This window comes from Caballeronia sordidicola, assembly GCF_002220365.1.
Classification (GTDB): Bacteria; Pseudomonadota; Gammaproteobacteria; order Burkholderiales; family Burkholderiaceae; genus Caballeronia; species Caballeronia sordidicola_C.
Genome location: NZ_MTHB01000123.1, coordinates 198,093 through 218,610, shown reverse-complemented (window position 1 = coordinate 218,610; position 20,518 = coordinate 198,093). Strand labels below are relative to the sequence as shown.

At 59.3% G+C, this 20,518-nt stretch carries 13 protein-coding genes; 7 read left to right on the top strand and 6 right to left on the bottom strand.

What is annotated here, in order from left to right:
- The coding region (locus tag BSU04_RS20615) for an HAD-IC family P-type ATPase (protein WP_144021256.1) at positions 1–1,309 on the top strand (1,309 nt) is incomplete at its 5' end.
- A gap of 42 nt (positions 1,310–1,351) precedes the next feature.
- On the opposite strand, the gene BSU04_RS20610 is transcribed toward BSU04_RS20615, so the two are convergent.
- A complete protein-coding gene (locus BSU04_RS20610) occupies positions 1,352–5,137 on the bottom strand; it encodes a chemotaxis protein CheB (RefSeq protein ID WP_179258338.1) in 3,786 nt (1,261 codons plus the stop codon).
- A gap of 282 nt (positions 5,138–5,419) precedes the next feature.
- Between BSU04_RS20610 and BSU04_RS46505 the strand changes: the two genes are divergently transcribed.
- Entirely contained in the window at positions 5,420–5,587 is a 168-nt protein-coding gene (locus BSU04_RS46505) for a substrate-binding domain-containing protein (protein WP_179258339.1), read from the top strand.
- Positions 5,588–5,741: 154 nt separating this feature from the next.
- Here BSU04_RS46505 and BSU04_RS20600 read toward each other — a convergent pair whose 3' ends face one another.
- The 5 genes from BSU04_RS20600 to BSU04_RS20580 all read right to left on the bottom strand — a co-directional run bounded on the left by BSU04_RS20600 (position 5,742) and on the right by BSU04_RS20580 (position 13,576).
- Positions 5,742–7,649: a tannase/feruloyl esterase family alpha/beta hydrolase gene (locus BSU04_RS20600; RefSeq protein ID WP_256982836.1), complete on the bottom strand. Its 1,908-nt coding sequence runs from the start codon at positions 7,647–7,649 to the stop codon at positions 5,742–5,744.
- Positions 7,650–7,978: 329 nt separating this feature from the next.
- Positions 7,979–8,875, bottom strand: coding sequence for an AraC family transcriptional regulator (locus tag BSU04_RS20595; RefSeq protein ID WP_089161524.1), 897 nt, complete (start codon positions 8,873–8,875; stop codon positions 7,979–7,981).
- Between the two features lie 247 nt (positions 8,876–9,122).
- Positions 9,123–10,256, bottom strand: coding sequence for a porin (locus BSU04_RS20590; protein ID WP_089161525.1), 1,134 nt, complete (start codon positions 10,254–10,256; stop codon positions 9,123–9,125).
- A 621-nt stretch (positions 10,257–10,877) separates the two neighbouring features.
- On the bottom strand, positions 10,878–11,375 hold the full coding sequence (locus BSU04_RS20585; RefSeq protein ID WP_089161526.1) for an Lrp/AsnC family transcriptional regulator: 498 nt from the start codon (positions 11,373–11,375) through the stop codon (positions 10,878–10,880).
- Between the two features lie 155 nt (positions 11,376–11,530).
- Entirely contained in the window at positions 11,531–13,576 is a 2,046-nt protein-coding gene (locus BSU04_RS20580; RefSeq protein WP_089161709.1) for an NADH:flavin oxidoreductase, read from the bottom strand.
- A 229-nt stretch (positions 13,577–13,805) separates the two neighbouring features.
- On the opposite strand from BSU04_RS20580, the gene BSU04_RS20575 reads away from it, so the two are divergent.
- From BSU04_RS20575 to BSU04_RS20555, 5 genes are all read left to right on the top strand, one after another.
- On the top strand, positions 13,806–14,810 hold the full coding sequence (locus BSU04_RS20575; protein ID WP_179258340.1) for a LysR family transcriptional regulator: 1,005 nt from the start codon (positions 13,806–13,808) through the stop codon (positions 14,808–14,810).
- Positions 14,811–15,713: 903 nt separating this feature from the next.
- Complete coding sequence (locus tag BSU04_RS20570) at positions 15,714–16,238, top strand: Csu type fimbrial protein (RefSeq protein WP_089161528.1); 525 nt, start codon at positions 15,714–15,716, stop codon at positions 16,236–16,238.
- Positions 16,235–16,990 carry a fimbrial biogenesis chaperone gene (locus BSU04_RS20565; protein WP_306427205.1) on the top strand — a complete coding sequence of 252 codons (756 nt, stop codon included), beginning with the start codon at positions 16,235–16,237 and terminating at the stop codon, positions 16,988–16,990. Before BSU04_RS20570 ends, BSU04_RS20565 begins: the two co-directional genes overlap by 4 nt.
- Before the next feature lie 64 nt (positions 16,991–17,054).
- The gene (locus BSU04_RS20560; RefSeq protein WP_089161530.1) at positions 17,055–19,493 is read left to right on the top strand and encodes a fimbria/pilus outer membrane usher protein; all 2,439 of its coding nucleotides are present in this window, start codon (positions 17,055–17,057) and stop codon (positions 19,491–19,493) included.
- On the top strand, positions 19,490–20,452 hold the full coding sequence (locus BSU04_RS20555; protein ID WP_089161531.1) for a Csu type fimbrial protein: 963 nt from the start codon (positions 19,490–19,492) through the stop codon (positions 20,450–20,452). Before BSU04_RS20560 ends, BSU04_RS20555 begins: the two co-directional genes overlap by 4 nt.
- The last annotated feature ends 66 nt before the right edge of the window (positions 20,453–20,518 follow it).

The following is a 20,518-nucleotide window of genomic DNA, read 5'->3' as shown; positions in this document are numbered from 1 at the left end:
GGTCGACGCCGCCATTCGCGGCGCGTCCTCAGCCAAGCCGATCCCGGACGCACCGGAGTTGGTCACGTTCGTGCCGTTCGATCCGGCCTTGAAGCGCTCCGAGGCCACGCTGCGCGCGCCGAACGGTGCGCTGCTGCACGTTGTAAAGGGAGCCTTTGCGACAATCTCTTCGTTGACACCATCTTGTGCGGCGGCGGCAACTGAAGAGGAGAAACTTGAGGCTAAGGGATTGAGGGTCCTAGCCGTGGCCTCGGGGCCACCCGGCGCCCTCGTTATGGCCGGCGTGATCGGGCTCAGCGACCCGCCGCGCGATGACTCCGCTGCGCTGATCACTCAGCTCGGCGGGCTCGGTGTGAGAACAGTCATGGTGACGGGCGACGCTCGCAAGACTGCCGAAACCGTCGCGGCCCTGGTCGGCATTACCGGAAAAACCTGGGCCACCACGCCTTTGCCCGGAGACATCGACGCAGAGTCGTATTCGATCTACGCAGGCGTCCTGCCCGAGGACAAATACCAGCTCGTCAAGGTGCTGCAGAAGCATGGTCATATTGTCGGCATGTGCGGCGACGGAGCGAACGACGCACCGGCGCTGCGCCAGGCGCAAATGGGCATCGCGGTGCTGAGCGCCACCGACGTGGCGAAATCGGCTGCAGGCGTCGTGCTGACCGAAGCGGGTCTGGGCGGCATCGTCGCTCTGGTCGAGGAAGGCCGCATCACCTTTCAGCGCATCCTGACCTATACGTTGCGCTCGATCATCCACAAGATCGTGCAAGTTCTGTTTCTCGCGGCCGGCCTGCTCATGACCGGGCACGCGATACTGACGCCCGCACTCATGGTGCTCATGATGGTGACGGGCGACTTTCTCGCCATGTCCTCATCCACCGATAACGTGCGTCCCTCGCCGCGCCCGAACATCTGGCACATACGCAACCTGACGCTGGCGGGTATTGCAATGGGCATGATCGATTTGCTCTTCTGCATAGGAACCCTCGCGACTGGCAAGTTCGTACTTGGTCTCGATACAGACGCCCTGCGGACCGTTGCCGTCATCACGCTGGTGTTCAGTGGACAGGCTGTCTTTTACGTCGCACGGGAACGGCAGCGTATGTGGAGTTCCGTTCCCGGACGATGGCTGATCGCGTCCTCGGTCGCGGACGTGGCGATCATTACGGTGCTTGCGTCCAGTGGACTGCTGATGACAGCGCTGCCGCTGCAGCTCATAGCAGGCATTTTGTGCGCCGCTGTCGTGCTGGCCGTCGTGCTCGATAGCGCAAAGCTCCTGCTCTTTCGCCGCCTCGCTGTTACTTGAACAGGGACAGGTCCATCATCTCGTTCATTGCCTTGCGGCTAATCAGCGAACGCGTCTTTCGCGACACAACGCAACCAAGGCACTCAGCTGACTAAGGTCGGCCGGCTTGATCAGGTGGTGGTCGAAACCCGCTTGCGTGGCTCGCTGAAGATGCTCCTCCTCGCCGTACCCGCTATGCGCAATCAGCATGGTGTCGTGTTGACCCGGCATTGAACGTATGCGGCGAGCGACCTCGTAACCATCCATCTCAGGCAAGCCGATGTCGAGCAACACCACCTCAGGTTTGAATTGTTCGACACAAACAAGCGCGGACGGACCGTCGCGCGCGGTCTCCACCTCGTGTCCGTCGATCCTTAACAAAGCAGCGCTGCTCTCCAGCGCATCAAGGTTGTCGTCAACCACAAGAATGCGCATGGCGCCGAGCGGCGGTGCGCAATGAAGCGCGACATGCACCGGCGCTTCCGCCACCGTGCCGTGCGGCATCGCGGGCAAGCGCACGACGAACTTGCTGCCCCGGTTGGGGCCTTCGCTGTACGCGCGCACGTCGCCGCCATGCAATACGACCAGGCGATGCACCAGCGCGAGACCAAGGCCTAGACCCGCAGCCTTGCGATCCAGCGAGCGTTCCGCCTGCACAAAGATATCGAAGATCGTCGGAATGAGTTCGGCCGTCATGCCAATGCCGCTGTCGACCACGGTCAGGATCGCGTCGTCGAGATAGCGCTCAACCGAAACCCGGATATGACCGCCGTGCGGCGTGTATTTGATCGCGTTGCCCAACAGATTGGTCACGACCTGTTCGATCCGCATCGCGTCGCCGTTGATGGGCAGCACGCCGGTTGGAAAAGCGAGCGTGATTTCATGCGCATAAGCCTCGAATTCCGGACGCATGGCCTCGATCGCCCGACGCACCGTCTCGACGAGATCAATCGACTCGGTTTTCAGAACGATAATGCCCCGCGTGATTCGCGACACATCCAGCAGATCCTCGACCAGACGGATCTCGTGGTCGAGTTGCCGCTGTGCGCCCAAGCGTGCAACCCTCTGCGTTTCCTTGTCCGCGCTGTCCCGCTCCCAGACCTGCAGGCCGTTGCGAATGGCCGCAAGCGGATTGCGCAACTCATGCGCGAGCATCGCAAGAAACTCGTCTTTTTGTTGATCGGCGGATTGCAAGCGGCCGAAGGCCTGATGCTGCTGGGTTACATCGGCGATGGTCAGCAGGATCAACGCTTGTGCGGGCCACGCAATGCGCATGGCGCTGAGTTGCATGGTTCGTAGCCCGATGCCCGGGAATTCGTGGGTGAGCTGATAGTCGCGAACGCTGGTCCTTTGCGGCACGAGCTCCTCGAGCAGTTCACGCAGCGCCGGAATATTCCACTGCTCGTTGCCCAGGTCATACAGCTTCGTGCCGATGGTCTCGTCGGGCGATGTCTGGAAGGTCTGGTAGAACGCGCGGTTGGCCAAGGTGATCTTGAGGTCCGCCTCGAGCACGAGCAAAGGTTCCGACATGGTCTCGACAATCGCCTGTGAGAAGTCGCGCGCGCGGGCAACCTCGTCGTTAGCGGTCTTGAGTTCATGGTTGCGATACCGCAGCTCGTCATTGGTCGTCGTCAACTCTTCGTTGACGGACTGCAGTTCTTCCTTGGCGGTCTCGAGTTCCTCGTTGGTGCTCTGGAATTCCTCATTGCTCGACAGCAGTTCCTCCTCGCTTGCCCGCAGGTCTTCCCGTGCTCGCTCGTGTTCCTCGAGCATCGCCAGCAAATGCCGCTGGCTGCCCTCGAGTTCGGCGTCCAGCCTCGCGATTTCAAGGTCCTTCTCGCCGAGGGCGCCTCGCTCGGGCTGCCCCTTGACTTGCCGCCAAGCCTGCGCGACGAAGTTTGTCAGCGGTACGCGCCTTGGCTTGGGCGATGTACTTACGCCTTCGGCAGGCGCTTCGAAAAAGATCAGATACCACCTTCCCGGCACGCCAGCGATCTCTACTGGATGCACCTCGAGTGTCACGCTGGCAGCGCCGCCGGCGGTGTTCAAACGCAGACTCGCCTTGCGGATGACGATGGATTCGCGGCGCGCCCGTCTGACTGCTTCGTCGATCGCGAGGAAAATGTCCGGCCGTGCGAGTCGCTTGAGACTGCTGCTGGGCGGTCCGTTGGGATTGGCCAGATACGCTGAGGTATCGCCGCGAAACTCGAGAATGTTCAGTTCCTCGTCGCACAGTACGCTCGGCGGTGTGTACCGCTCCAAGGTCATGCGATTGACTTCATCACGCAGCAACTCAGCACGCGTCGGGAGCTCGCGACCGCCAGCCGAGGGTCTGGCGGAGACAAACGCTTGCGGCATCACCGTTGACGCAGGCAAGCCCATCCTCGGACGTCCGGGGCTGGGGTTCTTGCTATAGAGCTTGCTTGACACGCTGGGAATCAGGCTGAACAACTCGGACGACGCCCCCACCGATTCCGACGGTCCCAGCATAAGTACGCCATCGGGCGCCAGCGCGTAATGAAACAGCGGCATGACCGTTCGCTGCAGCAATGGATCCAGGTAGATCAGCAGATTACGGCAGCTGACCAAGTCGATCCGCGAGAATGGCGGATCGGTCGCCACGTTGTGACGGGCGAACGTGCAGAGGCTCCTGACCGATTTTTTGACACAGTAGTAGTCACCGTCGCGCACAAAGAACCGCTCAAGCCGCTCGGGAGAGACATTGCGGGCTATGTTCTCGATATACCGGCCGGCGCGTGCGGTTTCCAGCGCGTCGACGCTGACATCGGAACCGAAGACCTGAATCTTGGTACTGGCGAAACGCTCGCCCAGATACTCCACGAGGCATATGGCGATCGAGTAAGCTTCCTCTCCGCTCGCGCAACCGGGTACCCAGATCCGGATGCTTGGCGGGGCATGCTGGTCGCTGATCAGACGCGGAAACACAGTTCGGACCAGTTCGTCGAACGTGTCCGGATCCCGGAAAAACTCGGTCACACGAATCAACAGGTCACGGCCCAGTGCCAGCGTTTCAGCGGCATCGGAACCGAGCAGGTCGACATAGTCCGCGAGCGAGGTCATTTCACGCAAGGCCATGCGGCGCGACAATCTGCGTTGGACCGTACCGCGCTTGTAATAGGTAAAGTCGATGTTGCAGGCGTTGCGCAACAAGCGAAACAGAGGGCGCAGGCTCTGGTCTCCGGGGTCCGTTACCGATCCCATGGATTCGAGCTTTTCCAGTGCGCGCCTGGGATAGCGCCCGATGCGAGCGATTTCGCGGGCGATCTCGCGCGGCGCCAGTATGCTGTCGACGCAACCAAGTCCCATTGCGGCGCGCGGCATGCTGCTGTGGCGAGCCGTCACCGTGTCCTGCGCGAATGTGATGCCACCGCCCCCTTGAATGGCCTGGAGGCCGAGGGCGCCGTCCGAGCCGTTGCCCGAAAGAATCACGCCGATCGCGTTCACGCCTAAATCGCTGGCGAGCGAATCGAACAGGTCGTCGATCGGCATCGGCGGGCCCAGGGTCTCCCCCCGCGGCTGCAGCCTGATCAAGCGCTGGGCGATCGACATGCTCGTGTTGGGAGGAATGACGTAGACATGGTCAACTTCCATGGCCATGCCGTCAGTCGCTTCGACGACTACCATCGAAGTATGTTTCGACAAGATTTCCGGAAGCAGGCTGGGCCGAAACGGTGCAAGATGCTGAACGATCAGGAAGGCCATTCCGCAGGAGGGTGCGATTCCGTCGAGCAACTCCGAGATAGCCTCGAGTCCGCCTGCGGAGGCGCCAATTCCCACAACCGTGAACGATTGTGTGGATTCGTCGTCTGCTATGGCACTGGTTGTCACTGCTGCTCCTGTGACGAAGTGCGGTCGTCTTACATTCGCCGGCTCTTGTCGGGCGACATGGAGCGAAAAACGAAGTTGGCAATCAAACGTAATTATTTGACAGCAAAGAAGCTCATTCGACGATTCACATAGAGCGAACCGCGCCAAAGCAAAGACAGGCTGACCGTACCCCGATTATGCACCAGTTGGTTGAATACAGTGTTTGTGGCGCTGTTTTTATGCTCGCGTGGGGTAATGCACTCCGCGGCGAACCAGACAGCTTGCCTTTACCGTCCGCCCGACATGAATCTCGCGAAAGACACAGACCCGCCGTTGACTCCGATCCGCATTGACGGAACGCGTATTGGGAAACCGGCTGCCTCCCTGCTGGTCGAACGGATCCGGGATGGTGAAGTTGATCGGCGCGTGGTCGACGTGGGTTTCAGGCAGATCGAGCGCGAATCCTGCTGAGGCGGCGCTGATGGTGATGCGATCACGGTAAATTCGGATAACTATCTATTTGTCGTAGTCTTGGTTATTTCCTCCTGTCGCTTTCTGCGAACGTGACGCCGCGGATCGGACCAGACCAGTTGCCACTGGTCCGGTTCACGTCGTGAGGTTGCTTTTAGCTACACGTAAAACTCGCCGCGGCCCCTACATTGCCGCCAACGTATTTCGGCGTCGACGGATACATGCAAATCGGACGAGTGATTGACGCGTCGGAATTCTGCAAGGGGATGCTATTCGGCGCAACACCGTTCTCTACCCAGTTTGTCAGCGCGTTATACAACTGATTCGGCGCCGGCAATGGCGGGTTGGCCACCGGGCTTACACCGGCCACTCCGTTGACCGTGCCAACCCCTTGGCAGTGACCCATCCCAGGAATCTGGAAGTATCGATAAAACGCCTGGGTCGCTGGAATGCCCCCCATCTTCGCAGCGGCGTTGACGTAGTAGTTGGTCGTTCCCTGGATCGTGATCAACTGGTCCGCCGTGCCGTGGTACGCGATCAACTTGCCATTCCGGGCTTTGAAGTTGGTGAGATCCGGATTATTCGCGTTGATGTTGCCGAACTGCGGCTGTAAGGCCAGGCCCTGCGCCGACGCGTTCGCCATCTGCGCATAAGAAAGGGACTTCCAGCCATTCACCCCGTTGCCCGTCGCGTTGATGAAGTCCGGCGTCGCAAGAGTCGATTGCTGAAGCTCGAGCGCAACCTGACTCGTGGCAATGCTGAATGGCGCGGGAACGCCATTGACAGAACCCGCGAGGCCCGGTATCCCAAAGGCCGTCAACGTACCCAGTTGCGTTCCTCGTTCCATTCCGAACCAAAGCTGGTCGGGCTGAAGTTGCTGGCTAAATCCGTTCGCAACCGCTGGTGCCGGAGCACTGCCATCGACTGTCTGGCCGTACCACATCTTGTTGATCGCCTGCGCCTGCACGGTACTCACGCAGGTGGCCGTTGCGTTCGTGCCGCCACTGGATGGGCACAACACGGTCTTGTCCAGCGTCGGGTCGTACGTGCACGCATCCGGATTGCTGATGAAGCCGTCGTGCTTGCCGGTGAGCGAGCTGTCGCATGCGCTGACAGCCGCTGCCGATACCGCGTCAAGTTGAGAGGTGGTAAGCGGTACGCCGCCCAGATCCTGTTGCATGACGGTCTGCGGGTACAGCTCGCCGGTGATGAAGCTGGTCCAGTTCATGGCCGCATCGCCGGCCAGAATTCCGTCGAAATCATTCGGGTTCGTTTGCGCCTCCTCGTTTCCTTGGCGGCCGCCCGTGGAACATCCGTCCCAATACGAATACTTGACCGGTGTTGTGTAATAGGCCGCAGTCAACGCCTTGGTCTCAACGGCCATTTCGTGGATGCCCCGGCTCGCAAAGTCGGTCCACAGCGTCGTGTTGATACTGCCGTCGGGGTTCATTGCAAATGCGCCGTCGCCGCTAGCGCCCGTGCCCGCTGTATCTGTCGAGGCGTGACCGGTGTCAGTGATCGCGCTGACGGCGCCTTCCACGCCAGCGACACTGGCCGGAGAACCATCATTGCCCGGTGCCACGATTCCTGAGATCGCGGTCAAGGAACTGATGTTTGGATCACCGGCAAAACCACCCCCGCCGAGCACGTGAATTCGGCTATCCCAGTTCGCGGGTGTCGGCAACCATACTTCTATACCGATCCCCGGCGATGTTGAAGGCGCACTGGCGGGCCCCGGATTACCGGGTCCAACGTTCAGCTTGACCAGGCACTCGTCATTGGGCGCCAGCACGCCCGACGGGATGCCGGTTAAATTCATATCCTGGCCCTTCTTGAAGGCCTGCACCAGCGTCACCGTCGTATTCGCATCGGGCTTGAATGCGGCCTTCATGGAGTCGTCGCAGGTCAGTGGTTTTGTTGACGCGGCGCTCGATGCACTGGAACTCGAATTGCCTCCCCCGCATGCGGCAAGCATCACTGCGCCCGCGCATGCGGCCGCCAGAACAGGCATTGTTTGCCGAACCATGCGGCCCGGTACGAGCGGATTTCGGACTTGTTTCATTTCATTGTCTCCTTGCCAGTATCTGGCTCTTGTCGTAAAACTTTAGGTTGCCATCCTTCCGTGTTTAAAGCGCTTTGCGAAAAGCACTTGTCTGGAGTGGGCGATAACCGTGATTGTTTTTTTCTATTTATTTAGTACACCGACTAAATAATTATTTAGCTATTTACACCGTAAGAGGAACGCGCGGAAGATGCATTGTTGACCTTCCTCTACACACAACAATCACGCCGTGCTCGCCGCGCAATGTCTTTATGCCTGTAGCGTACTGGGCGAGCCTTCAACGGGTATATCGAATTCTTGCTGAATGTTGTCAGCTTCTTGCGCAACAGTTAGCTTGCACGCGACCGCGCGGGAGTGGTACCGGTCAGTTTGCGGAAGACCTGGGTGAAATGAGCCTGGCTCGAAAAACCAACTATTAGCGCGATTTCCGCAAGTGACAGGTCAGCGCTCAACAGCATCGCCGCACGCTCCACCCGCTGCTCCAGAATAAAGCGATGCGGAGACACGCCAACGCTTGCCTTGAACATCCGCGCAAAATGGAACGCACTGAGGTTAAGGATCTTTCCCAGCTCGGCAATGCTGAGATCCGCGCTCAGATGCGCCTGAACATAGTCCCGGATCCTGGCAATACTGCCCGGCGTCAGCCGTTGCGAGGTTCGCGACGCCTTCGTCAAATTCGACGACTGCGGGGGTGTCGAAAAGCGGGTACCAAGGTAGCCGAACATTGCGATGCAAAGCCCTTCCGCATAGAGCCGTCCTGACGGGCAGCCGCTGTCAATTTCCACCCGCATGGCCTCGATGAGACGGGCAAGAACAGGGTCGGTAGCGAACAGTTCTGTTCTCAGCTGTAGTAAGCGAGGCTGATCCGGCAACAAACGGTCCATCGTGTGCGCCGCAAGGTCAAGTGCAATCACCTCACCTGCCGAACACGCCCAACTGCTGCGGTCTATCTCAAAGCCTGCCTGGAAAACGCTCATGCTGCCGGGGTGTATGTCAAAGCGGTAAGACCGCGTGCCCGAGACAATCTCCGCGTGGCCCGCGGGTGTCGCATTGAAAAAGATAATCGGATTGGGGTTGTAGCGGTGTTCATCGCAACTCCCGGAAGACAGCGTACGGATCTCCATGGGAAACCCGTGCCAGTCTCGCGCGCCGCTGCTTGCGACAAGTGCCCCATCAAGACCAATGGACGTCCCGTTTTCGACGAGCGTAATACCTGATGCAGTCATAGGACAGCTCCCAGTTCGTTGCCATGATCCCTACAAGAACAACCTCTCGCGCAACGCGATACAGACATTGCAGGCCAGGATGACGCCATTCCAAAACGGTACGAAAACAACGTCATGGCAGACAGCGCCGACAACGGTGGCATGCCCGACAATGACAGGTCTCCAGACCATACCAATTTATGCAGGGCGGCACAGTACCGGACTTGCCGCCCCATTTTTCATTGTTGAGTCACCGCTAGGCGAGGCCTCAGAACGCGTGGCGAATGCCCGCCATCACACCGGTCTGGTTCGCTCCGGCGGCCGGTGTGGTGCCACCGCCGCCTGAGCTGAGCGAATATTGCCCATGCGAACTGTTGCTCAGGTACGAGCTCTGCAGATAAACCGCCGTTGCCTTGGACAGCGAATACGTCCCGCGTAGCGTGCCCATGGTGGCGCGTGCGTCCTGTTCGCCGTTGGTGATCCGGTAGGCCTCGCCGTCAAGCGTGAACGCCGGCGTGATCGAATAAGCCGCGCCAAGGTAGAACAGGTTCGAATGCACATTGGGTGTGGCTGGCGTCTGCGTATCGACATGGCGACCCACCCAACCCCCTCCGATCTTCACCCCGAACACATTCGCCCATCCGTTCAACTGCATGCGCGTGTCCTTATCCGTACCACTGGTCAACGGGAATGGTGCGGCGCCATCGAAGAAATTCGCAGCGGCAGCCGCGCCTCCACGTTGTTCATCGTACGCGGCGGCGACGCCGAAGACCGACGCGTCGTACTTCACCATGGCGGACCATTGACGGCAGTCGGTCGGCGCGCCGGGCACCTGACCCGCGCACGTGCCCTGGCCCGGCGAGTTGCCGGTGCCCGCGCCATCGCGCCCGAACGAGTAGGTCGCCCCTACCGTCAAGCCATGGAAGGTGCCCTTGTAGCCGATGGTGTTGTCGCTGCGAGCGTTCGGCAGATACGAGTCGAGCGAGCCGCTGCCGTAGATGTCCGGGCCCAGGATGTCGGAATCCGCCATGGCCCAGTAGGTCATCGTGTATTGACGACCGAGTTGCAGTTGACCATATGGGCTCGAGATACCCACCCATGCTTGACGCCCGAACAACCGCCCGCCCTGCCCCGAGTCGCCGCCACGTGTGTTGAAACCGCTTTCGAGAGCGAATACCGCCCTATACCCGCCGCCCAGATCTTCGGCACCACGCAGGCCCCAGCGCGAAGGAATTTCGCCGGTAATCCCCGGCATGCGCACGACATGGTCGCCCGCCGCATCCGCGTGCGAAACATATTCAACGCCGGTATCAAGGATTCCGTACAAAGTCACGCTGCTTTGCGCGTATGCCGACGCGCTCAGCGCGCAACAGCTCGCTGCTGCGAAATGCGTCCATTTCATTGCCATCTCCAAATCTTGTCTTTGTGGTTCTATTGATCGAGGTCGTGCCCGCGTTAGCCGTCTGTTTGGCTGGTGCACAAGCGACGTCCAGGGAATGTCAACAGCAAGTGCACTTTATAGCATCACTATTAGGACTTAAAGTGCGTGTAAACGCCTATGTGCTCAAATACAGGTGTTAAAACACATTGAAAATTGTTTGCGGTTGAACTTCACGAATCGCTTATCTTCTTTATTTTCAAGCCATTCGAGCCGAACTTGCTGGCAACCGAACACTCCTGTATCGAATACCGGCGCCCCAATATCAGGCTATATATTGCTTTTATAAAGTGTGATACGTAATTAAACGCATAAAAACACATATCGGTGAATGACAGATGTACGGGGAGGCGAATCGAGCGCAAATCCGCGCCTGCATGCCTGCATGCCTGCATGCCTGCAATGGATGCTCGGGACTGCGGCGAATTGCGGGGTGGCAAGGCTATGTGGGACTTTCCGAGGCGGACGGTCGCGACTCGCCTCGGACTTAAGTCACCCGCGATTGCGGCGCCCCTGGGAGAGGCAATCAGTACTGTTCGCGCAAAGTGGCTCGCCGGTGTTCGAGCAGCCCATGCGCGAAAGGAATCAGGAATAGTTGTGGGAAAACAAAGTCTCGAGCGGATAGGCATTCTTCACGATCGGCGACTTGATCATGACGTAGCTGGAGTATTTTTCAATACCGATGTTGCGCGCCAGCAAGTCTTCAATCAGGCTCTGATAGTGACCAACGCTGCGTGTGACAAATTTGAGCAGGTAGTCGTAGCCGCCGCTCGCGAGATGACACTCGACAATCTCGTCCACTTCGCGAATAGCCGCAACGAACCGGGCGGAATCCTCACGACGGTGGTCGGCGAGCGTGACCTGAGTGAACACACTCTGGACGTCACCCATTTTTTCCAGCAATATCTGCGCGGCATAGCCCGCAATATAACCGGCACTCTCAAGGCGCTTCACGCGAATCAGGCAAGGACTGGGGGACAGGCCGACAGCGTCGGCAAGCTCGACATTGGTGATTCGACCGTGTGCCTGTAAGCGAGAAAGAATTCTCAGGTCGATCCGGTCCAACTTGCAGTTTGTACTCATCAAAACGTCTCCAAAAATGATTGGAAAAGCGAAGCACGATGTCTTCCGCAAATGAACGATCAACTTTCTGGAAATCGATATCGCATGTTGTCTAAACATAGTTCGATATCCAAATCATTTTCTGCTTGATTAAATTGAACGATCATTGCGGTGCACTACATGGTTCGTGCCAGCCGGAAAGCATCGAAGATTGCCGCATGAATGTTCCGCGACGATTCCGCGTCGCCGATCCGGTAGAGTTCATAGCCAGCCGGCTCCGTGGTCGTCCACGGTTGCGCCTTGCCGAGCAAGAGGCAATCCAGATCCGCTTTTCCATCGTTCACTGACTCGCTGCGCATCTCATGGAACAGATCGTCGACTGGCATCATGCCGCGCTCGACTACAACATGATCCGCATCCAGACAAACCCTCTCTGAGCTCAGTTCATGCGTGAACCAGGCGCGGCGTTTGTTGCCCGGCAGGCGCTCGACGCGCTGGAGCCGCAAATCGTGCCGCAGGGAAATTTTTAACTCGTTGAAACGACGCTGCCAACCGATGTCATCTCCCCGTCCCTCGAGTTCCTCGCCGAAGCATCGATCCAATGTGACCAGCTCGACTTCTATGCCAGCTTGTGCATATCGCTCAGCGCATGTTGCTGCCACATGCCGGCCGGTACCGTCGTACACCAGCGCGCTTCCCGACGTGGGGACAGACATCGTCAGGGCATCGAACGCTGTAACGCAGTGTTCATTTCCCGGCAAATCCTCAAGATCGGGCATCCCGCCAGTCGCGACGATCACAACGTCGGGATGCTCGGCCAGCACTGCGCAAGCGTCGGCATAGTTGCTGGTCCTGACATCTACTCCGAGACGACCCAGCTCGTTCGCGCGCCAATCAACAATCCCGATCAAGTCGCGGCGCCAGCTACCCATGTGCGCAAGCAGTACCTGACCGCCCAGTCTGGGCGACGCCTCGAACAACACGACCTCATGCCCTCGCAGCGCCGCGACGCGCGCGGCTTCGAGCCCGCCCACCCCTGCGCCTATCACCACCACCTTGCGGCCAGCCCGGTGAGCCGGATCAACCTCATGTGCAATCCAGGTCTCGCGTCCAGTCGACGGGTTGTGAATACACGCGGATTGGTGAGCCCGGCAAAAAGATGCGCCGACACAGGGCCGAATGCGATCCTCTCCACCCTGGATCAGCTTTTTCACGATATGCGGATCCGCGATATGCGCACGCGTCATGCCGACCAGGTCGAGCATGTTTTCCGATATCGCGTAACGAGCACTGGCAAGGTCCGCGATCTTCGCTGCGTGGAACACCGGCAACGACACTTCGCGCTTGAACGAAGCGACCGCCGACAACCACGGCGCTGATTTAGCGTACATGGTCGGCATGTTGTCATCAGCGAGCGCTGCCGCCGTGTCCATGCGCCCGTAGACCACGTTAAAGAAGTCGATTGAGCCCGACATTTCCAGTATGTTGGCCGCCGTCAGCGCGTCAGCGAAAGTCAGGCCTCCGTCCAGCGCCTCGTTGATGACGTAGCGAATCCCTACAATGAAGTCGCTCCCGACCTGCTGGCGGATCTCCTCATGAACCTCGAGCGCAAAGCGACATCGATTCTCGATGGAACCGCCATATTCATCGGTTCGCCGATTGGTCGTCGGACTCAGGAACTGCCCGATCAAATGCCCTCCGGCCAGGGTTTCAATACCGTCGAGCCCACCTTCCTTGCAACGTCGAGCCGCCTGAGCGAAGTCCCGAATGGTCCGGGTGATATCGCTGCGGTCCATCTCGCGCGGAATGCTTCGATGCAGCGTCTCGCGTACCCGCGACGGCGCGATCGTCGACAACCAGTCTGAAGCGTACGGACTTCCCCGCCGGCCCATGTGGGTAAGCTGGCACATCAATGCTGCGCCATGTCCATGCATTCGCTCGGAGAACGCTTGAAAGCATGGAATGATCCGATCATCAGTAAGATCAATCTGCGCGAATACGTTGGAACTGTCTCGGCTCACAACCGACGAGCCTCCGAACATGCTCAGCCCAATGCCACCAATGGCCTTTTCTTCGTGATAGCGCTGATAGCGTTCAAGCGGCAAGCCGTCTTCTGTCAAACCGCTCGCGTGGCTCGTGCTCATGATCCGGTTCTTCAACACCAGGTGTCGGATCCGCAGTGGCTGCAGCAGCGGGTCGTGGCTCCGTGGAGGACGGTTCATTGAACTTACCTTTAGGTTGGGAAATTCATACGTCGGCAGGCCCGCAGCGATGGGCCACGCCACCTGCGCAGAGCGCAACGCCACTGAGCAAAACCGTTTTCAGTGGCTTCCGTTCGCGAGACCCACACTGCGCAAATTCAGACAGAATGTTATGGTTCTCGACGGCCGCTGCTACCCGTGCATTGATAGCTCGAACATAAGCAGCGCATTAATCCCCGTCAAATGACATTTGCTCTTTCGAACCCAACATAATGTTATGGATACCCTACGCAACTTCGGCTCGTCGATGAATTCGCTGGTGGTGTTTGAGGTAGTCGCCAGGGAGAAGAGCATTACTCGCGCGGCGAATGAACTGAACGTGACGCAGGTCGCGGTCAGCCGCATGATCGTGAGACTGGAGAAAGCGCTGGGCACTCAGTTGTTCGTGCGCTCGCGGGCTGGGCTGGTGCTGACTGACGACGGACTATTGCTCGAACGCGGCGTGACTGAGGGCTTCGGGTTTATCAAGCGCGCCGTATCCGATATCAAGCAGCGGCAGCAGCGTACCCAGACAGTCACCCTTTCACTCTCCAGTGCTTTCATTGCTTACTGGTTGATGCCCAGATACCAACGCTTTCAAAGCGCCTTTCCTGAGATCAGCTTGCGTTTTCATGTCATCAGCGGCGTGCTACAGGGAAGTGCGGATGAAGCCGACCTTGCCTTGCGCCCAGCGGACCAGCGGCGTAAATCCCAGCAAAGCTGGACCTTCACACCGGAAGTAATCGTTCCGGTCTGTAGTCCTTCCTATCTTGAGAGTCATGGGCCGCTCGACGACGCGCGTGATCTGCCAAAGCACACACTTATCGAGTTAGTGCCGACGACGATCAATTGGGAGAGTTTCCAAGAACGTGTCGGCATGGTCGGCACGGTGTCCGGCGACCCGCTCATCTTCTCCGACTATGCGCTGGTGCTTCAGACCGCAATGATTGGCCGTGGCATAGCGCTGGGCTGGGTATCCGGCGTGTCCTATGCATTGCGAACCGGTCAACTGGTTCCGGCTTCCCGGCACGTTGTCACCACGGGCCGACAGTATGAGCTGATCAGCGGGCAACGGCCCGCACGACCAGAGGTGGAACGGGTTAAGGAGTGGCTGGTCGCCGAGATGGAGGCTGACCTTCAGGAGGTCGCGCGAATGTATCCGGTGTTGGCAAAGCCTGAGCCGCCGCGAGGGCTTGATCAACCGGTTTCGACCTAGGTGGAGAGATCTTCGATCGCTAAATTACCGCAACGCTTGTTGCGGCAAAAACTGAAGTCAGGAACGTGAGCTCAAGCGACCTGAAACGCAGCAGCACTCTCTACAAGACCATGAGCTTGCTCGCGCATGGACACTGCGGCTGCTGCCGCCTGCTCCACAAGCGCTGCGTTTCGTTGCATTACTTCGTCCATCTGGGTCACGGCCTTGACGCAGCGCAATGCGCCGAAGAGACAACTGAATGAGGCTGGGACAAATCCAGTCCTCAATTGCACAAGTACATTTAGTCAAAAAGGGTATTTATATGCATACGGCGAAGGCGTTCTCAATAGACGCTTTTTTCCGGTCCTATTGGATCAAATGGTAATTTCCTGAGACGCGCTCGGTGATTCATTGACTAGCAATATGGTTATTATCGCAAGGCCGATAGGCCGAATCGACTGGAATGCCGAAATAAAATTAGAGTTACAGCCGCTGAAAGCTGTGCTCGCAATTTTAAATTAACTGCCTTACATCAGTGATTAATAATCAGTGGCTTTTGTTGTGACAAAACTGCGTTGACTCTAAAAACACGACGTGAAAGCGGTCGCTCTAACGTTCATCGGATGACGCTCCTTCGCGCCTCCCGACACAGGTTTCATCCAGCACGCAGGCGCTTGCATGAAACGGTGGGCTCGTTCATGTCTTGGTTCACAGGATTTGTATAGTCCCGCTACTAGGTGAACATACTAGTAAATAATCCGCATGCCCTATAAGGCCGGTGTGAAAGTCCAATCAATTTTCTTGAGAAATTACAAACTGAAAGGTATTATGGATTTCATGCCGCTGCGAGTTTAGACATAAACCGGCGTCGGCAAACCTGAGAAGAAATACTGAAACGGAACCTGAATCGGAGCGAATCCTGCAATGAAGCGAAAGATCGTATTGTCAATGCTCGCCGGTGCACTGCTTTTCGCGCCGGTCCTGCCCGTCGCGAATGCGGCCATCTATTCAAATGGCACGTCGAGCGCCAACTTCACCGTTTCCCTGACACTGCTTGCACATTGCCAGATCAATGCAACGCCTTTGGATTTCGGGACCGGCGGAGTCGCAGAAAGCGCAATCGACCAGCAAACCACCCTTGCGGTCACATGTACGGACACTACGCCCTACAACGTGGGCCTCGACGGAGGAACGGCGGCCGGATCAACCGTCGGAGCGCGTTTGCTGGCTGGCACAGGGGACGGAAACACGGATAAGACGGTCAACTTCCAGCTATATCAGGACGCGGGGCGCACGGTTGCATGGGGCAACACCCAAGGCATCAACACGGTGGAAGGCACAGGCAATGGATCGGCCCAGTCCATCACCGTCTACGGGCGCGTTCCGGTGCAGGCCTCACCCGCGCCTGATCGCTACCAGACTACAGTTACCGCAACGGTCTATTTTTGATAGTCCGCGCCACCCTCAAGGCAAATGCCGGTCGGGCCCTTGCGGTCTTGCCGTGCGTTTGCGGCGTTGTCAGCCACACGACATTGGCAGCTACGTTACAGATATCGCCTGTGATGGTTGACCTGCGGTCGAACGAGCGTGCAACCGGCGTCACGCTGCGCAATCCCGGTGAGCTGCCGCTGTACGGTCAGGTCCGCGTATTCCGGTGGGATCAGGTTCACTTCGACGACACACTGACGCCCACGAAGGAACTCGTCGCCAGCCCGCCGCTGATACAGATCGGCGCCGGGGGAAACCAGCTCGTGCGGCTCGTGCGAACTTCGCCCGCGTCCACAGGCACGGAGCAAAGCTACCGGATCGTCATCGACGAGTTGCCGTCGCCCAGGACCGACTCCGCCAACGGCGTGACCATCCGGCTGCGCTATTCGGTGCCGGTGTTTGTCGAGCCGGCGGGCAAGGTGGCCGCGCCGGTGCTGTCATGGCATCTCGGTCGTGACATCAAGGGCTGGGTGCTTCGGGTGGACAACGCGGGCACGAGGCGCGCGCAGATCGCGTCGGTGCAAGTGGTGGACAGCGCCGGCAAGATCCACGAGATCAGCAAGGGTCTGCTTGGCTATGCATTAGCCGGCCGCGCCAGGCAGTGGCAGGTGTCACTGCCGGCCGACGCCATTCTGCGCGGCGAGGTGAAGGTCCGCGCCGCGGTCAATTCAATGCCCCTGGAGGCCGTGGCGACGGTCGCGCCGCCGGGTTGAACGGCGGCGCGGAGTGATTGTTGCCTCGTTGCCTCGTTGCCATGATGCATCCCAATTTGAATCGATGAAAATCCGACGACGCCTCAGACGTCACTCCCGAAGCTTCCAGATCGCGCTTGCCGCAACGGAACTGGTTGCTACTCTGGAGTGCACGCGCGCTGTCGCACAAGCGCAGCAGCCACAAGCGCAGCAGCCACAAGCACAGCAGCCACAAGCACAGCAGCACGGCCAGCCCCTCGGCCGGCTTGGTGCGCAACGCCCTGACGCCAGTGCAAACCCGTCGCATGACCTGTATCTCGACGTGTCGCTCAATGGCGAGCGTTCCATTTTGATCGCGCAATTTCGCGAGTCGGGCGGCCGTCTGTCCGCAGCCGGTAAAGACCTCGGCAACATCGGCATTGCGATCGACCGGCTCGGCATTGCGGACACCGCGGAGGTGCCGCTGGATTCCATTCGTGGTCTTCACTACACCTACGACGCAGCGCGTCAACGCGTCACGCTGCAGGTGCCCGACGACATCCGCAAACCCTATACCTTCGATACCCGCGCGCATTTAGCCCCGCCACCCGCCACGTCGTCTCGCGGCTTCCTGATCAACTACGACGCCTACGCGCAATCCGATACCGAAGCACCGCTCGCAATCTGGAGCGAGGAACGTTACTTCGATCCCGCAGGCGTATTCAGCAACACGGGGGTCGCATACCTGTACGGCAGCGATCATCGCTATACGCGGTTCGATACATCGTGGAGCACGTCCGATCCCGTCTCGCTCGATACGAAACAGATGGGCGACACCATCTCGTCGTCGCTCGCCTGGTCGCGTTCGGTGCGCATGGGCGGCTTCCAGTGGCGCAGCAACTTCGCGTTGCGCCCCGATCTCGTGACGTTTCCCGTGCAGGCTTTCAGCGGCTCGGCGGTTGTGCCGTCGGCGGTGGATCTCTATGTGAACAGCGTGCGCCAGTTCAGCGGCAATGTGCCAAGCGGTCCGTTCATTTTGAACAATGTGCCGGGCATCACTGGCGGCGGCCAAGCGACCGTGATCACGCGCGACGCGCTGGGACGCACGGTCGAGACATCCGTGCCGCTCTATGTGGATACGCAGTTGCTTGCCGCGGGCCTGACGAGTTATTCGTTCGAAGCCGGGTTCCTGCGCCGCGCCTACGGACTGGATTCGTTCCGGTACGATCCGAATCCCGCGCTGAGCGCATCGGCACGCCATGGCGTCAACGACTACCTGACGCTCGAAGCGCATGCGGAAGCCATCCGTGACGTGTATAACGCCGGTGCCGGAGCGCTCGTGCGGCTTGGCATGGCGGGCGTGCTCAACGGTTCGCTCGCGGTAAGCACGGGGCGCCTCGCCGGCACGCAGGCAAGCCTGGGCTATGACCTGATCGAACCGTATTTCTCTATCGATGCCCAGACCATCCGCGCGTTCGGCAACTACGGCGACCTTGCGGCGAGCGATGGCACGCCTGTGCCCACCGCCACGGATCGCGTGACGCTGGCGATCCCTTTTTTCAACGCGCAAACGTTGTCGTTGAGCTATATCGGCTTCAAGTATCCGCAGGCGCGGACCTCGCAGATCGGCTCGGTGTCTTACACGCTCAATGTGGGCAACCTGGCGTCCGTGAATGTCAGCGCCTATCAGGACTTCAGGCAGCGCGATTCGCGTGGCGCGTTTATCAGCGTGAGCTTTGGCCTTGGCAACAATACATCGGCCAACACGACAGTCGGGCGCCAGAACGGGCAGCCGAACTACAACGTCAATGCAAGCCGTCCGCCCGATTACGACGGCGGCTGGGGCTGGGGCGTGCAAGCAGGCGACGCGGGCCCGGCGCCGTACCGGCAGGCGCAGGTGCAGTATCTCGGCAAGGGCGGTGAGGTAACGGCAATGGCGCAGCAGATCTCCAGTCGCACGACGGCGTCGCTGGATCTATCGGGCACCGTGGTGCTGATGGACGGCAGCGTGCAGCCATCGCGCCGTATCTACGATGGCTTCGCGTTGATCTCCACGGACGGTGTCGCCGGGATTCCCGTGCTGCACGAGAACCGCCTGATCGGCACGACGGATCGTGCGGGGCATCTGCTGGTGCCCGACCTGAATTCGTATCAGGACAACCGGGTGGGTATCGACGGCATGAAGCTTCCCGCCGATGCCCGCATCGCCACCACGACGATGACCCTCGTGCCGCAGGCGCAATCGGGCGTACTCGCGCATTTCGGGGTGACGCGTTATAGCGCGGCGTCGGTGATCCTGCAGGGGCCGGACGGCAAGCTGCTGCCGCCGGGCGCGAGCGTGCGGCACGAGGAGAGCGGCCAAAAGACCATCGTCGGCTATGACGGGCTGAGTTTTATCGAAGGCCTGCAAAAAGATAATCACCTGGTGATCGACAGCGGTGCGCTGCATTGCCGCGTGAGCTTTCCTTATATACGTCCCGGCGATGGCACGCTGCCGACCATCGGACCGTTGACGTGCCTTCGCCAAGCAGGAGACACGCGATGAAACGCTCGCTCTCGCTCTTCGTGCTGGCGGTCGTGTTATTTTCGATGCCCACCGAGGCAAGCGCAGAATCCTGCACGGCGGTGGCGACGGACCTGAATTTTGGCTCGGTCAGTCCGATCAGCCGCGAGGCGTTCGATGCAACCAGTACCGTCAGTGTGACCTGCACGTGGCCTGCCACCACGCAGTTGCCGAATGTGCAAATCTGTTTGAACCTCGGCGGCACGAGTCCCCGCCATCTTTCGAACGGCACGAACCAGTTGCAATACGATCTTTACAGCGACCCGGGGCATTCTGTGGCGTGGGGTTCGACATCCCACGGCACTGTGCCAATTTCATTCACGATGATCAAGCCCTCGACCGGCACATCCACCAAGCAGGTAGTGACGGTGTATGGCCGGATTTTGGCAAACCAGCCGGCAGTCCGCACCGTCAATAACGCTAACACGCTCTACACGCAGAATTTTCACGGCGCACACACATCGTTCAACGTATTGTTCTACCTGCAGGGTGGCGGGTGGCCGTGTTCGGCTCTGGCAGCAACAAGCACGTTCGGCTTCAACGCGAGCGCGACGGTCGTGAACAACTGCAACCTCAGCGCGACCAACATCGCCTTCAACGCGGTTGGCTTGCTGGACACCGCATTGACAGCAAATGGAGCGATCACCGCGCAGTGCACGAATGGCAATGCCTACAAGATCACATTGAACGGTGGCGCGAACGGCACGCTCAACGCCCGCAAGATGATGCGATCGGGCGGTGGCGCGACGCTCGGCTATGAGCTGTACACGGATACGCAATTCACGACGCCATGGGGCGACGGCACGCTGGGCACGTCCCCGGCGACAAACACGGGCACCGGCGACGCACAAGTGATCAGTGTCTACGGCCGGGTGCCGGCGCAGAACACACCGGCGCCGGGTACCTACACGGACACCGTCACGGCCACGATCAGCTTTTAGAGACCCGCCGATGGCGTCGAAGCGTGCCGCGGAATTCGCGTGGCTCGAATCAGCGGGCAACGGCCC

What these genes read in the sequence shown, in the direction of transcription:
- BSU04_RS46505 (WP_179258339.1), top strand. Translation starts at nt 5,420, where the DNA reads ATGAATCTCGCGAAAGACACAGACCCGCCGTTGACTCCGATCCGCATT.
- BSU04_RS20585 (WP_089161526.1), bottom strand. Translation starts at nt 11,375, where the DNA reads ATGAGTACAAACTGCAAGTTGGACCGGATCGACCTGAGAATTCTTTCT.
- BSU04_RS20590 (WP_089161525.1), bottom strand. Translation starts at nt 10,256, where the DNA reads ATGAAATGGACGCATTTCGCAGCAGCGAGCTGTTGCGCGCTGAGCGCG.
- BSU04_RS20560 (WP_089161530.1), top strand. Translation starts at nt 17,055, where the DNA reads ATGAAAATCCGACGACGCCTCAGACGTCACTCCCGAAGCTTCCAGATC.
- BSU04_RS20600 (WP_256982836.1), bottom strand. Translation starts at nt 7,649, where the DNA reads ATGAAACAAGTCCGAAATCCGCTCGTACCGGGCCGCATGGTTCGGCAA.
- BSU04_RS20570 (WP_089161528.1), top strand. Translation starts at nt 15,714, where the DNA reads ATGAAGCGAAAGATCGTATTGTCAATGCTCGCCGGTGCACTGCTTTTC.
- BSU04_RS20580 (WP_089161709.1), bottom strand. Translation starts at nt 13,576, where the DNA reads ATGAACCGTCCTCCACGGAGCCACGACCCGCTGCTGCAGCCACTGCGG.
- BSU04_RS20595 (WP_089161524.1), bottom strand. Translation starts at nt 8,875, where the DNA reads ATGACTGCATCAGGTATTACGCTCGTCGAAAACGGGACGTCCATTGGT.
- BSU04_RS20555 (WP_089161531.1), top strand. Translation starts at nt 19,490, where the DNA reads ATGAAACGCTCGCTCTCGCTCTTCGTGCTGGCGGTCGTGTTATTTTCG.